3 protein-coding genes are annotated in these 14,965 nt (G+C 60.3%); 2 read left to right on the top strand and 1 reads right to left on the bottom strand.

Features of this window, described 5'->3' with window-relative positions; translation table 11 throughout:
* Positions 1–146: 146 nt before the first annotated feature.
* Complete coding sequence (locus tag BT199_RS04800; protein ID WP_014718819.1) at positions 147–1,799, top strand: cyclic peptide export ABC transporter; 1,653 nt, start codon at positions 147–149, stop codon at positions 1,797–1,799.
* Positions 1,800–1,917: 118 nt separating this feature from the next.
* Positions 1,918–4,350: a TonB-dependent siderophore receptor gene (locus BT199_RS04795; protein WP_175556193.1), complete on the top strand. Its 2,433-nt coding sequence runs from the start codon at positions 1,918–1,920 to the stop codon at positions 4,348–4,350.
* A gap of 127 nt (positions 4,351–4,477) precedes the next feature.
* Here the strand turns inward: BT199_RS04795 and BT199_RS04790 are convergent, their stop codons facing one another.
* Positions 4,478–14,965: an amino acid adenylation domain-containing protein gene (locus BT199_RS04790; RefSeq protein ID WP_072434033.1), complete on the bottom strand. Its 10,488-nt coding sequence runs from the start codon at positions 14,963–14,965 to the stop codon at positions 4,478–4,480.

The following is a 14,965-nucleotide window of genomic DNA, read 5'->3' as shown; positions in this document are numbered from 1 at the left end:
AACAAGAACGAACCAGGCCCCGGGCAATTTATCGCCCACTGCCACCGCCCGGCACGCCGCGCTAAATAGTCACGCCACAGCTTCGTTTGTCATGGGTAAGGGTCTGTGTGCCCAGCCCCCTCTTTTTCACTTTCCGGGAAGTATTTATGACCGACCCCAAGCGCGGCGCCTTCAAAGGTTTGCTCGCATTGCTCAGGCCCTTTCGCACCATCGTGACGGTGTCCGTCGCCCTTGGCATGGCGGGCGGCCTGGCCATTACCTTGCTGTTGGCGACGATTAACAATGCCCTGCATTCGGCGGGGGGCATGACCCAGGGTGTGGTGTTGACCTTCGCCGCATTGTGCGTGGTGGCGCTGGTCAGCTCGATTATTTCCGACATCGGCACCAACTACGTCGGGCAACGGATCATTGCCGCCCTGCGCAAGGACCTGGGTGAAAAGGTGCTGTCAGCGCCCATCGGGCAGATCGAGCAATATCGCTCTCACCGCCTGATCCCGGTGCTGACCCACGACGTGGACACCATCAGCGATTTTTCCTTTGCCTTCACACCCCTGGCCATCGCCGCCACCGTTACCCTGGGATGCCTGGGTTACCTGGCCTACCTGTCCGTGCCGATGTTCCTGATGATGGTGGTCGCAATCATCATCGGCAGCGCCGTGCAATTCATCGCGGGCGGCAAAGGCATCCAGGGCTTCGATCTGGCCCGCAGCCACGAAGATGAATTGCAGCGTTACTACAATGCGATTGCTTCTGGCGCCAAGGAACTGCGCATGCACCGCCCGCGGAGGTTTCGCATGAACACCCACCGCATTCAGGAAACCGCAGACCGTATCAGCGATATCCAGGTGCGTTCGGTCAACATCTATATCCTGGCCAAGACCTTTGGCTCGATGCTGTTCTTCGTGGTCATTGGCCTGGCCCTGGCGATGCAGGCCTACAATCCCAACCCCGATCCCACCGTGATTACCGGCTTCGTGCTGGTACTGCTGTATATGAAAGGCCCGCTGGAACACCTGCTGGGCTATTTGCCCGTCGTTGGCAAGGCGAAGATTGCCTTTGGGCGCATCAGCGAACTGTCGGAGCGCTTTTCTTCGCCCGAGCCCCACTTGTTGATGGACGACAGTGAAGCGCCGAAGCCGGTGGTCAACAGCCTCGAACTGCGCGGCGTCAGCTACAGCCCGCCAGCGGTTGAAGGCAGCCAACCGTTCCACCTGGGGCCGATCAACCTGAGCATCAAACAAGGCGATATCGTGTTTGTCGTCGGCGAGAACGGCAGCGGCAAGACCACCCTGATCAAATTGCTGCTGGGCCTGTATCCGCCTCAGGCGGGTGAGATCCTGCTCAACGGTACAGCGGTGACCGACCCAGCGCGCGACGATTATCGCCAGTTGTTCACCACGGTGTTTTCCGACTATTACCTGTTCGATGACCTGGTACAAGGCAGTGCCACCCAGTCCCTGGACAGCGCCACCCAATACCTTGAGCGCCTGGAAATCGCGCACAAGGTCAGCGTCAAGGACGGTGTATTCAGCACCACTGACCTGTCCACCGGCCAACGCAAGCGCCTGGCCCTGGTCAATGCGTGGCTGGAAGAGCGCCCGGTACTGGTGTTCGACGAATGGGCCGCCGACCAGGACCCGGCCTTCCGCCGCATCTTCTACACCGAGCTGCTGCCGGACCTCAAACGCCTGGGCAAGACCATCATCGTGATCAGCCACGACGACCGTTATTTCGACATCGCCGATCATTTGGTGCGCCTGCGCGCCGGTCAGGTGGTGCATGAGATGGAGCCTGCATGAAGTACCGGAATAATTTTTTCCGGTTTTGCGAAGTAGGAACGTCTCACTGGTGGTAATGAGAACTAAACTCAATAAACACTTAGAATTGCCCACTTAAAACATAGAAGAGAAAGCATCCATGCCAGCACGACTCGGTCTCAGCCCCCTGAGCAAAGCGCTATCCATGCGCCGGGCCCTGAACATCAACCTCTTGCCCAGTACCCTGGCGTTGGCTGTGTCGATGCCGATTGCAGGCTATGTGCAGGCCCAGGAGATCGAGTTGAATATTCCTGCGCAGTCGCTGGGGAGCGCACTGCAGGAATTTGGCCGCCAGACCAATGTGCAAGTGCTCTACAGCCCGGGCGATGTGCAGGGCAAGAACAGCCCCGCCGTCAAGGGCAAGATGCAGCCGCAGCAGGCCATAGCTGCATTGCTGGCCGGTAGCCAGACCACCTATAACCTCAATGGCAATACCTTGACCGTCACTGCTGCTGGTAGCGGTGGCGGGCTGGAGCTGAGCCCGACGCAAGTCACTGGCAACATGCTGGGTAACGTCACCGAGAATACCGGCTCCTATACGCCAGGCTCGATTGCCACCGCAACGCGCCTGGTCCTGACGCCCAAGGAAACCCCGCAATCGGTGACCGTGGTCACGCGTCAGCACATGGACGACTTTGGCCTGAACAGTGTCGACGACGTGATGCGCCACACGCCGGGCATTACCGTTTCAGCCTTCGATACCGAGCGCAGCAACTACTATGCTCGTGGTTTCTCTATCAACAACTTCCAATATGACGGGATCCCTTCCACCGCGCGCAACGTGGCTTACTCGGCGGGGAACACGCTTAGCGACATGGCGATCTACGACCGTGTTGAAGTACTCAAGGGCGCGACTGGCCTGCTGACCGGTGCTGGTTCACTGGGGGCCACCATCAACCTGGTACGCAAAAAGCCGACCTCTGAGTTCCAAGGTCATGCCACGCTGGGTGCCGGTTCGTGGGACAACTACCGCAGCGAGTTGGATGTGAGTGGCCCGCTGACCGAGACCGGCAATATCCGTGGCCGGGCCGTCGCCGCCTATCAGGACAAACACTCGTTCATGGACCGTTACGAGCGCAAAAGCCCGACTTACTACGGCATCATGGAGTTCGACCTGTCTCCCGATACCCTGCTGACAGTCGGCGGCGATTATCAGGACAGCCTGCCGAAAGGCTCATCCTGGTCGGGCAGTTTCCCATTGATCGACGCCCAGGGTAATCGCAACGACGTCAAGCGCTCGTTCAACAACGCGGCCGACTGGAGCAGTTGGGAGCAATACACCCGCACCGTCTTCGCCATGTTGGAGCACGACCTGGGGGATGGCTGGATAACCAAACTGCAACTGGATCACAAGATCAACGGCTACCACGCACTCATGGGTTCCATTCAGGGTGACACCCCGGGATTGGATGGTAAGTCACAGCTGACTTCGGGCAAATACACCGGTGAAACCGTCAGTGACTCCGCCGATCTGTATGTGAGCGGCCCCTTCAGCCTGGGAGGCAGGGAGCATGAACTGGTATTCGGCGGTTCCATCAGCGCTTCGGAATGGAATGGCAATGGTTACTGGAACCTCGCCCCCAACCTGGTGGACTTCAATAACTGGCACGGCAACGCACCGCAACCTGATTGGGGCAAACCACAATCGAAAATCGACGACACCGTCCGCCAGACCGGCATGTACATGACAACACGGCTGAACCTTGCTGACGACCTGAAGCTGCTGCTCGGTGGCCGGGTAGTCAACTACACGGTGACCGGCTACAACCCTACCTATCGCGAGTCAGGACGCTTTGTACCTTATGTCGGTGCGGTGTACGACCTGAATGACACCTACTCGGTTTACGCCAGCTACACCGATATTTTCATGCCCCAGGAAAGCTATAACCGCGACAGGGACAACAAGCTGCTTGAGCCGGACGAAGGCCAGAATTGGGAGTTGGGTCTAAAGGCCGACTTCCTGGATGGTCGTGTAAACGCCAGTGCGGCCTACTTCGAGATCCATGAAGACAACCGTTCCGTTTCGGACGATGACTACAACAACTTGAAACCTACCCCCTCGAACTACGCGTTCAAAGGCACCCAGGCCGTGACGAAGGGGTACGAGCTGGAGATGTCCGGCGAACTGGCTCCGGGCTGGCAGCTCCAGGCTGGCTATACGCACAAGATTGTGCGTGACGACAAAGACGTCAAGATTTCCACTTTCGAACCCGAAGACCAGGTCAGCCTGTACACCACTTACAAGCTCAAGGGTAATCTTGACAAGTTGACCGTTGGCGGTGGCGCTCGCTGGCAGAGCGTAGGCTGGCAGAATATCTATAACTCTCCCCGTGGTGGCTACGAGGAGTTCTCTCAAGAAGCGTACTGGTTGGTGGACCTGATGACCCGTTATCAATTCACTAAAAACGTGTCGGCGACGCTGAACATCAACAACGTTTTCGACAAGTCCTATTACACCAACATCGGCTTCTACAATTCTGCCGCTTATGGTGAACCCCGTAACTTCATGCTCAGCACTCGCTGGGACTTCTAAAGCAGGATCAGACGCCCCGAGGCAATGACTGCCCGGGGCGTTTTGTTTTTCTGAATACTATAGAGAGGGCCATAAAAAAGCCCCCAGTCGCTCAAGGTGACTGGGGGCTTTTCATATTGGCCTCTGGTCAGCTCATCGCGGCAGCGAAGCTATGGACGAACTCTGCGTTATCGATTAATCGGTCATGGCTGGTCTCGATCAACACTGAGCGCTCGATCGTTGATTGCACTGCAACTTCCAGCATGCTCGCCTCAATCAATTGATGATGTACCCCAGTACGACTCAAGGTCGCCCACCAGCAACTTATCGGTGCCTTGATCGCCTTGAAGTCGGCATCGTGCAGGCGCTGCCCGAGAATGCGGTCAACCTCCCAGGAAATCTGCGCTTCGTGGCCACTGAGCAACTCATCCTTGAGCTCGCCAAAACGCGAGCCCAGGGTTTCCTCGGCCCAGTGGCTGAATGCAGTCCATTGCTCGCCTTCTGCAGCCTCTAAGCATTGCAGCTCGGACCAGTGGGCATGAATCTGCTGGGAGAACTCAGGGAACATCACCTCCAACAGTTCCACACGCCGTTCATTGGTAGAAATATCTCTTTCGTCAACCATCACCGCCGTATCCCAAAACGGCTTGACCCACTGCGGCGGGGATGCGTCGATCCAGCCAACACACTCGACCTGTCGGCCCGCCTGCTCCAGGCCATAGGCGACTTCCATCGCCAGGTTGCCCCCCAGCGACCAACCGGCCAAACGGAACGGACCCTCGGGCTGAGCCTTCAACAATTGCGTCGTGTAGTCCTCGACCATTGCAGCCCAGGCAGGCACCTCGCTGCCCTCCTCGGCCAAGGCGCGACACATCACCCCCATCACCGGCCTGTGCTCACGCAACGCAAGGGCAATCGCCTTGTAACAATGCACCGAGCCATAGCTGGGATGGAACAGGTACAACGGTGTTCCACGGCTTTGACTGTTGAGCCTCACGATCAACGAACTGCCAGCGCTTCCCTCAAGGCAAGCCGCCTGTCCTGCGACGCTCGGATTGAGCATCAACTGACTCACCGACAGCTCCACGCCAACAGATTTGCGGATGCGCTCCTTGAGCATCAGGACCAGCAACGAATGCCCGCCCAACTCGAAGAAGTTATCTTCGACACTCACCTGCTCAAGCTCCAGGACTTCGCGCCAAATGGCTACAAGTGCTTGCTCCAGCGTATTGCGCGCTGCGACGAAGTGCCGTTCGTGCAAGTTTGAATCCGGCGCAGGCAACGCCTTGCGATCCAGTTTGCCGTTGGGGCTCAGTGGCATATGGTCCAGCAGTACCCACTGCGCAGGCACCATGTAGTCCGGCACATGTGCCAATAAATGAGTGCTCAGTGCATCACGCCAGGCGAGTGTCGAATCCTGCAGCACCACATAGCCAACGAGATACTTGCCTTCATGCACTTGCACCGAGGCGTCGCGCACCAGTGGATGCTCCAGCAAGCGCGCCTCAATCTCACCCAGCTCTATGCGCAAACCGCGTAGTTTTACTTGATGATCCAGGCGCCCAATGTATTCGATCACGCCATCCCTGCGCTGTCGCACCCGGTCGCCGGTACGATACAATCGCGTGCCAGGCTGGAACGGGCACGGTACAAACCGCTCTGCGGTCAGGCTGGGACGTCGATGGTAACTGCGTGCCAGCCCGACGCCCCCCAGGTACAACTCGCCCGCAACGCCCACCGCGACTGGCTGCAACTGCGCATCCAGCACGTAAGTGCGCAGATTGGAAATGGGTCTGCCAATCGGCACGCTGTCACGATGCTCATCGACGCACGTCCAGTGAGTCACATCAATCGCAGCCTCAGTCGGTCCATACAGGTTGAACAAGCCCGTATTCGGCAGCTCGGCGAATACGTGTTGCTGCACCCCCACCGGCAAGGCTTCGCCACTACAGATGATACGGCGCAACCCCTGACAGCTGGCCACTTGTGAATCCTGCAGGAATGCGTGCAGCATGGAAGGCACGAAATGCAGGGTGGTCACTTGGTGCCGATTGATCAACTCCACCAACTTCGATGGATCCCGATGATCTCCAGGGGCCGCTACCACCAGCCGTGCACCGGTCATCAAGGGCCAGAAAAACTCCCATACCGATACGTCAAAACTGAACGGTGTCTTTTGCAACACCGTATCTTCGGCGCCGAGCGTATAAGCCTGTTGCATCCATAGCAACCGATTGGTCAACGCACAGTGACGGTTACCCGCCCCTTTCGGCTGGCCGGTGGAACCGGAGGTGTAAATGACGTAAGCGAGATTTTCCGCGTCTACGGCCACATCAGGATCGGTATCGGCATACTCGCTCAGCCAGTGATCGTCGGGCTCGATCACCAGACAGTGCGAGGGCGTGCTGACCGGTAAGGCCTGTAACAAATGCGCCTGCGTCAGCAGCAGCGGTACGTTGCTGTCTTGCAGCATGTAGGCCAGGCGTTCGCGCGGGTAGTCCGGGTCCAGCGGCACATAGGCGCCACCTGCCTTAAGCACAGCCAGAAGTGCTACCACCATTTCAATGGAGCGTTCCATCGCCACACCTACCAACACATCAGGCGCGACACCGGCCTGGATCAAGCGGTGCGCCAATCGATTGGCTCGTGCATTCAACTGCGTATAACTCAGTGTCTGAGCGCCAAACACCAAAGCCTGGGCATTCGGTGTGCGCCGCACTTGCGCTTCGATCTGCCTCTGCACGCTGTCTTCCAACCGATAATCCTGCGCCGTGTCGTTCCACTGTTCGACTATCACCTGATGCTCAAGAGGTTCCAATAGCGGTAGCTGAGCGACACGCTGGTGAGGGTCATCCAACATGGCCTGCAACAGGTTCTGCCAATGGCGCGCCATGCGATTGGGCGTGGCGGCATCGAACAGGTCGGTCGCATAAGTCAGGGTTGCCCATAGCCCATCGACGGTTTCCTGTGTGTCCAGGCTCAAATCGAACTGAGCGGTTTGCGTGCCCCACTCCAAGCTTTCAATCCTCAGGTCGTGTAGTTGCTGGCTCGTACTGGCTAGACGCGCTTGACTCTGATGATTGAAAAGCACCTGAAACAACGGATTGCGGCTCAAGCTGCGTTCAGGTTGCAGGGCTTCGACCAATTGCTCGAACGGCAAGTCCTGATGGCTTTGGGCGTCCAACGCCCGGTGCTTGGCCTGCTGCAACAGCTGGGTGACCGTCAGCTGCGCATCGATATCGCCCTTTAGCACTTGGGTGTTGACGAAAAAACCTACCAGGCGCTCGGTTTCGACCCGGTTACGATTGGCAATAGGCACACCCACGCGAATATCCTGCTGCCCGCTGTAGCGGTGCAGTAGAGCCTGGAACGACGCCAACAAAACAATGAACAGCGTGACATCCTCACGCTGCGCCAGGGCCTTGAGCCCCGCCACTAGTGCCGGTGCAAGCTTGATCTCCAGGCTTGCACCACGAAAGCTCTGCACCGAAGGTCGCGGCCGATCAAGGGGTAGCTCCAACACTGACGGCTCACCGCCAAGCAGAGCCTGCCAGTAACCCATTTGCCGATCGCGTTCACCACCCGTCATCCAGTCACGCTGCCACTGGGCATAGTCAGCATATTGAATCGGCAATGCCGGCAGTTGCAGGTCCTGGCCCTGGCTGTAGGCGGCATAAAGTTGCACCAACTCATCCACCATCACCTGCATTGACCAGCCATCGGAAACGATATGGTGCTGCACGAGCACCAACACATGGTCGTCTTCGGCCAGGCGCAACAAGGTTACGCGCAGCAACGGCCCTTGCTGCAGATCGAAAGGTTGCGCGATCTCGGTCTCTACCCGACGCTGCATGTCCGCCTCATTGACCTGCTCATGAAGGATGGCCACAGTGCCGTTTTCACGGATTATCTGGAAGGCCTGCCCTTCGTCCTGATGTACCTGCGTTCGCAGGCTTTCATGACGGGCTACCAGACTGTCGAAACTGCGTTGCAAAGCCGCATGATCCAGCCAGCCACGCAAGCGCAAGGTGCTGGGTACATGGTAGGCCGCACTGTGCGGATCCAATTGCCAGAGAAACCACTGGCGCTCCTGGGCATAAGACAGCGCCAACGGCTGTTGACGGCTGACCGGCAGGATCTGAAGCACACTTGCCTGTGATTCATGGGAGTTGCACAGGGTCTCGACAAACCCCTGCAGTCGCGGTTGCTCAAACATTGTTCTGAGGGGTACTTCCCGACCCAACAGTTGACGCAGGCGCGAAATTACCTGCATCGCCAATAATGAATGCCCCCCCGATTCAAAAAAGTGATCGGCCAGACCGACACGCTCCACGCCCAGGATCTGGGCCCAGATGGCCGCCACCTGTTGCTCCAACTCGCTCTCGGGCGCCACATACACCTGCTGCATCTGACTCACATCCGGCAGCGGCAAGCCCTTGCGGTCGAGCTTGCCGTTGGGGGTCAGCGGCATACGCTCAAGGAACATCAAATGCGTCGGCACCATGTAGTCCGGCAAGCGGGTTTTCAAGGCGCGCCGCAAGGTTTCGCGACCGGTGGATTGAGCGACAGCATCATCCAGGAGCGTCGGGTCCAGTGGTACGACATAGGCCACCAGTTGTTTGCCGGTCGGCCCCTCTTGGGCGACCACCACGGTTTCACCGACACTGGCTTGCTCACGCAAGCGCGCTTCGATTTCCCCCAGTTCGATACGGAAACCGCGGATCTTCACCTGATGGTCCACACGCCCCAGGTAATCCACCACGCCATCCGGACGCCCACGGGTCAGGTCGCCGCTGCGATACACGCGACTGCCAGGCTTGCCGAACGGGTCCGGCACGAAGCGTTCGGCGGTTAACGCCGGACGCTCCAGATAACCGCGGGCCACGCCCTCGCCGCCCAGGTACAACTCGCCGGCCACGCCGATGGGTTGCAGGTTCAGTTGCGCATCCAACACGTAGCCACTGCGGTTACCCAACAAGGTGCCGATCGGCGCATAGACGGCGCCACAGGGGTCGCCCTTGCGTGCCTTCCACAGCAGCGGCGTGACCACGGTTTCCGTCGGGCCATAGCCGTTGAACAGGTACTTGGGTTTCAGCGCGCGCCACGCCAGGTCGTAGCTGGCTTGAGCCACGGCATCACCGCCAAAGCAGTACACCCGCACCGCCGGCGGGTTGCCGTCGCGCTCGGCATGTTCGGCCAACTGTTGCAGGTACACCGGTGGGAACACCGCCATGGTCACGTTGTGACGATGCATCTGCTCGTAGGTGTACTCCGGCAGCCACAGGCTGTCGTCCCGGATCAACACGCTGGCGCCGTTGATCAGCGGGTGCATCCAGCCTTCGTGGGAGCCGTCGAAAGCGAACGACATGAAGTGCAGCTCGCAATCGGCCGGCGAGGTCTCATAGCGTTCGCCAGTGGCGATGATATGCGCCACCAGCGGGCCGTGTGACACCGCCACGCCCTTGGGCAAACCGGTGGAGCCGGAGGTGTAGATCACGTAGGCAAGGTTGTCGCCGTCCAGCGCCACAGTCGGGGCCGCATCGCTGTAATCCGACCAGGCTTGCACCTGATCCACCGCCAAGGCTTCGAGGCCGTCCGGGATCGGCAACCGGTGTTGCACGGCCGAATGGGTCAACAGCAATTTCGAGCGGCTGTCTTGCATCATGTACAGCAGGCGATCACGTGGGTATTCGATATCCAGCGGCACATACACACCGCCGGCTTTCATCACCGCCAGGAACGCCACCATGATCTCGGCACTGCGCGGCATGGCGATGGCCACCCGCACTTCCGGGCCGACGCCACGGGCGATCAAGGCATGGGCCAGGCGGTTGGCCTGGCGATCCAGTTCGCCGTAAGTCAGGGTTTGAGCATCGAATTTCACCGCCACTGCGTCCGGAGTTTCGCGGGCGCGATCGCCGACCAATTCGTGCACCAGGCGCTCGGCCGAAAAGCCAGACTCCGTGCGGTTCCACAGTTGCAGGATCTGTTGTTGTTCGGTCGCGCCCAGCAGGCTTAACTGGCTGAGCTGCTGTCGTGGGTTGGCGACCATACCTTGCAGCAGGTTCTGCCAGTGACGCGCCATGCGTTGCACGGTGCTGGCTTCGAACAGGTCCTGGGCATAACCCAAGGTGGCCCATATACCTTCGGTGGACTCCTGAATATCCAGGTCCAGGTCGAAATGTGCGGTCTTGCTGTCCCAGTCCAGGCCTTCTACCCGCAGCCCTGGCAATTGGTGCTGAACCTGAGCCTGGCCGACGTCAGTCTGATGATTGAACATGACCTGGAACAGCGGGTTGTGGCTCAGGCTACGCTCAGGTTGCAGGGCTTCGACCAGTTGTTCGAACGGTAAATCCTGGTGGGCCTGGGCTTCCAGGGCGCGTTGCCGAACGTGCTGCAGCAACTGCTCGACACTCATCTGCCCATGCACATCGGCCTTGAGCACCTGGGTGTTGACGAAGAAACCAATCAAGCGCTCGGTCTCGCTGCGATTGCGGTTGGCAATCGGCACGCCGACACGTATTTCTTCCTGGCCGCTGTAGCGGTGCAACAAGGTCTGGAACGATGCCAGCAACAACATGAACAGGGTCACGCCCTGCTGTTGGGCCAAAGCCTTGAGCCCCTGAGTGAGTTCCGGCGTCAGCTCGAATGCCAGGCGTGCGCCGCGGTGGCTCTGCACAGCCGGGCGCTGGTGATCGAACGGTAACTCCAGCACGCTCTGCTCACCGCCCAACAGCTCACGCCAGTAGGCCAGTTGACGTTGCTTCTCACCGGCGTCCATCCAGCTGCGCTGCCATACGGCGTAGTCGGCATACTGGATCGGCAGCGCCGGCAACTGCACGTCCTGGCCCTGGCTGTAACCGGCATACAACTGCACCAGTTCCTCGACCACCAACTGCATCGACCAACCATCAGAGACGATGTGATGCTGCACCAACACCAACACATGCTCGTCGGCGGCCAGGCGCAACAGCGTGACACGCAGCAACGGGCCTTCTTGCAGGTCGAACGGCTGGGCGATCAGCGCTTGCACCCTGGCGTTGAGCTGGGCTTCATCGGCATCGGCCTGGGTGATCGGCAAGGACATTGGCGGCTCAATCACTTGCACCGCGCCGTCGTGATCCTGGCGGATATGGGTGCGCAGGCTTTCATGACGCGCCAGCAAGCTATCGAAACTGCGTTGCAACGCAGCCAGGTCCAATTGCCCTTTCAGGCGCAGCGCGCTGGGAATGTGATACGCCGCGCTGTGGGGTTCCAGTTGCCAGAGAAACCATTGTCGCTCCTGGGCGTAAGACAGCGGCAACGGCTGCACGCGCCCGGCCGACAGCAGGGCCGGCGCCGTTGGCGATGAGCTCTCCTGGGCTTGCATGGCCGCGACAAACGCCTCCAGCCGCGGGTGTTCGAACACGGCTTTGAGCGGCACTTCCAGGCTCAGCGTCTGGCGGATGCGTGACACCACCTGCATCGCCAGCAAGGAATGCCCGCCCAGTTCGAAGAAGTGCTGGTTCAAGCCCACCCGTTCGGCCCCCAAAATAGCCGCCCAGATCGCCGCCACCTGTTGTTGCAACGGGGTGACCGGCACTCGCCAATCCTGTTGTTCCACGCTGGCATCTGGCTTGGGCAGGGCCTGGCGATCCAGCTTGCCGTTGGGGTTGAGCGGCATGCGCTCGAGGAAGATCAGGTGCGCCGGCACCATGTAGTCCGGCAGGTGGTCGCGCAAGGTGGCCATCAGCTGTTCGCCCACCTCGGCGCGCTCGGTTTCAGACAGCGTCTGCGCAGGTACCAGGTAGGCCAGCAGTTGGTTGTCGGCAGCCAGCAACAGCGCTTCACGCACGCTGTCCTGGGCCAGCAGCACAGTTTCGATCTCACCCAGTTCTATGCGAAAACCACGGACCTTGACCTGGTGATCGACCCGCCCGACATACTCCACCACACCATCGGCGCGATAGCGCGCCAGGTCGCCGGTGCGGTACAGGCGCTCGCCGGATGGGCTGAACGGGTCAGCGACAAAGCGCTCGGCGGTCAGGCCTGGCCGCTGCAAATACGCACGGGCCAAGCCATTGGCGCTGGCGATATAGAGTTCACCCACGGCGCCCAGCGGTAGCAGGTTCAGGTCACGGTCCAGCACATACAGGCCACGCCCTGGTAGCGCCCGGCCAATGGGGCTGGCACCGCCGGCGCTGACGGCGCTCGGGTCAGTGCAGTCCAGCACGCTGGAAACCACGGTGGCCTCGGTAGGCCCGTAGGTATTGAGCAAGCGCACATGGCCGAGCCCGGCGCGCTGCCACAACAGCGGGCCGTCCAACGGCATGGCTTCGCCGCCGATATGGATCTGGCGCAAGGCACCATAGGTCCTTGGGCCTGCTGCCAGGCAATCTTGCAGGAACAGCTTCCAGTAGGCCGTGGGCAAGTCGGCCAGGGTAATGCCCTGGGCAATGATCTGCCGATACAGCTCGGCACCGTCCCACAACTGCGGGCCACGCAGTACCACGGTGGCACCAAGGGTCAGCGCCGGGTACAGCTGCTCGACGAAACCGTCGAAGTTCAAGGTGGCAAACTGCAACACTCGGTCCTGGGCAACCAACTGCGAGTAATCCGCCGCGATGCCAGCGAACTCACTCAGTGCTGCATGGCTGATGGCAACCCCCTTGGGCTTGCCTGTGGAGCCGGAGGTATAGATCACATACGCCAGGCTCTGGGGCTCGACCTCAACCGGCAAATTATCGTCGGCACGCAACGCCAACTGCGCCTGGACCCGGTCGATGTCCACCGCCAGCACCTGGGCCGGCAACGGCAGGCGCCCATGCAGGTGCGATTGGGTCAACACCAGGCCCACACCACTGTCCTCAAGCATATGCGCCAGGCGTTCGCGGGGGTACTCAGGGTCCAGCGGCACATAGGCCGCTCCTGTCTTGAGCACCGCGAGCAAGCTGACCACCATGGCAAAGGAGCGCTCCACGGCGATCCCCACCAGCCCTTGAGGGCCGACGCCCTGAGCCAGCAGATAATGCGCCAGGCGGTTGGCCTGACGGTTCAGTTCCCCATAGCTGAGGGTCTGCTCATCCAGGGCCAGGGCTTGACGTTCCGGCTGCTGATCAGCCTGGGCTTCAAACAGCCGGTGTACAGCCTCAAAGGGGGTGACACCGGCCGGGGTGTTCCAGTCCTGGAGCATCCTGTGTTGCTCAGCGGCACCCACTATTGGCAGTTCACAGAGGCGGCTGCGGGGTGCGCTCACCACCGCCTGCAGCAGGTGTTGCCAGTGTTGCGCCAAGCGCTCGATGGTGGCGGCGTCGAACAGGTCGGTGGCGTAGGTCAGCGCGGCCCAAAGCCCGTCGGCGGATTCATGGGTGTCCAGGCTCAGGTCAAAATGGGTGGTCTGGCTGTCCCAGTCCAGTTCCACCACACGCAGGCCCGGCAACTGTTGGCCTTCGCGGCCGCCCTGGGCCTCGGTCTGGTGGTTGAACATCACCTGGAACAACGGGTTATGGCTCAAGCTGCGTTCAGGCTGCAATGCCACCACCAGTTGCTCGAACGGCAGGTCCTGATGGGCCTGGGCCTCCAGGGCGCGGCGTTTGGTTTGTTGCAGCAGCTCGGCAAAGCTCATCTGCCCGTCAAGGTCAGCCTTGAGTACCTGGGTGTTGACAAAGAAGCCGATCAGCCGCTCGGTTTCGACACGGTTACGGTTGGCGTTCGGCACGCCAATGCGGATATCCGACTGCCCGCTGTAGCGATACAACAGGGCTTGGAACGACGCCAGCAGTAGCATGAACGCGGTCACGCCCTCTTGCTGCGCCAGGCGCTTGAGCCCCGCCACCAGCGTCGGTTGCAGATGCACCTGCAGGCTTGCACCGCGATGGCTTTGCTGCGCCGGGCGCGGGCGGTCAAGCGGCAATTCCAGCACCGGTTGCTCGCCGCCCAGCAGGGCCTGCCAATACGCGAGTTGGCGCGCCTGTTCCCCGGCTTCCATCCAGCCGCGTTGCCACAGCGCGTAGTCGGCGTACTGGATCGGCAGCTCCGGAAGTTGCAGGTCATGGCCCTGGCTATGGGCGGCGTAGAGCTGCACCAGTTCCTCCACCATCACCTGCATCGACCAGCCATCGGAGACGATGTGGTGCTGCACCATCACCAGCACATGCTCATCCTCGGCCAGTTGCAACAGCGTCACACGCAACAACGGGGCCTGGTGCAAATCGAACGGCCGCGCCACCTCCTCTTCCACCCGCGCCATCAACTGCGCTTGGTCGACGTGCGCCTGCTGGATCTGCACCCGTGCCTGCGGCATCACTGCCTGCCACAGGCGTTGACCGTCATCGACCAATTGCGTGCGCAAGCTTTCATGCCGGGCTAGCAGGCTGTCGAAACTGCGTTGCAACGCTGCCAGGTCCAAGTGCCCCTGCAAACGCAGGGCGCCTGGGATGTGATAGGCGGTGCTGTCCTTGTCCAGTTGCCAAAGGAACCACTGGCGTTCCTGGGCGTAAGACAACGTCGGTGTGTCGCTGTCGTGGCGGGTGGGAGCAATCGGCAGTTGAGCGAAACTCATGCCCCGGCTTTGCAGGCGCTGGTAAAACTGCTGGCGCTGCTCCAGAGGCAAGCGAAGAAAGCGCGACACCAGGTCGATATTAGGGTTGGAAAGCAT

The organism is Pseudomonas sp. NFR02 (assembly GCF_900119375.1).
Classification (GTDB): Bacteria; Pseudomonadota; Gammaproteobacteria; order Pseudomonadales; family Pseudomonadaceae; genus Aquipseudomonas; species Aquipseudomonas paracarnis.
Note: the sequence above shows the minus strand (reverse complement) of the source record. Positions and strands in the feature narration are given on the sequence as shown.

Excerpts from the sequence above, each read along its gene's own strand:
- BT199_RS04795 (WP_175556193.1), top strand. The coding sequence starts at position 1,918 with ATGCCAGCACGACTCGGTCTCAGCCCCCTGAGCAAAGCGCTATCCATG.
- BT199_RS04800 (WP_014718819.1), top strand. The coding sequence starts at position 147 with ATGACCGACCCCAAGCGCGGCGCCTTCAAAGGTTTGCTCGCATTGCTC.
- BT199_RS04790 (WP_072434033.1), bottom strand. The coding sequence starts at position 14,965 with ATGCTTTCCAACCCTAATATCGACCTGGTGTCGCGCTTTCTTCGCTTG.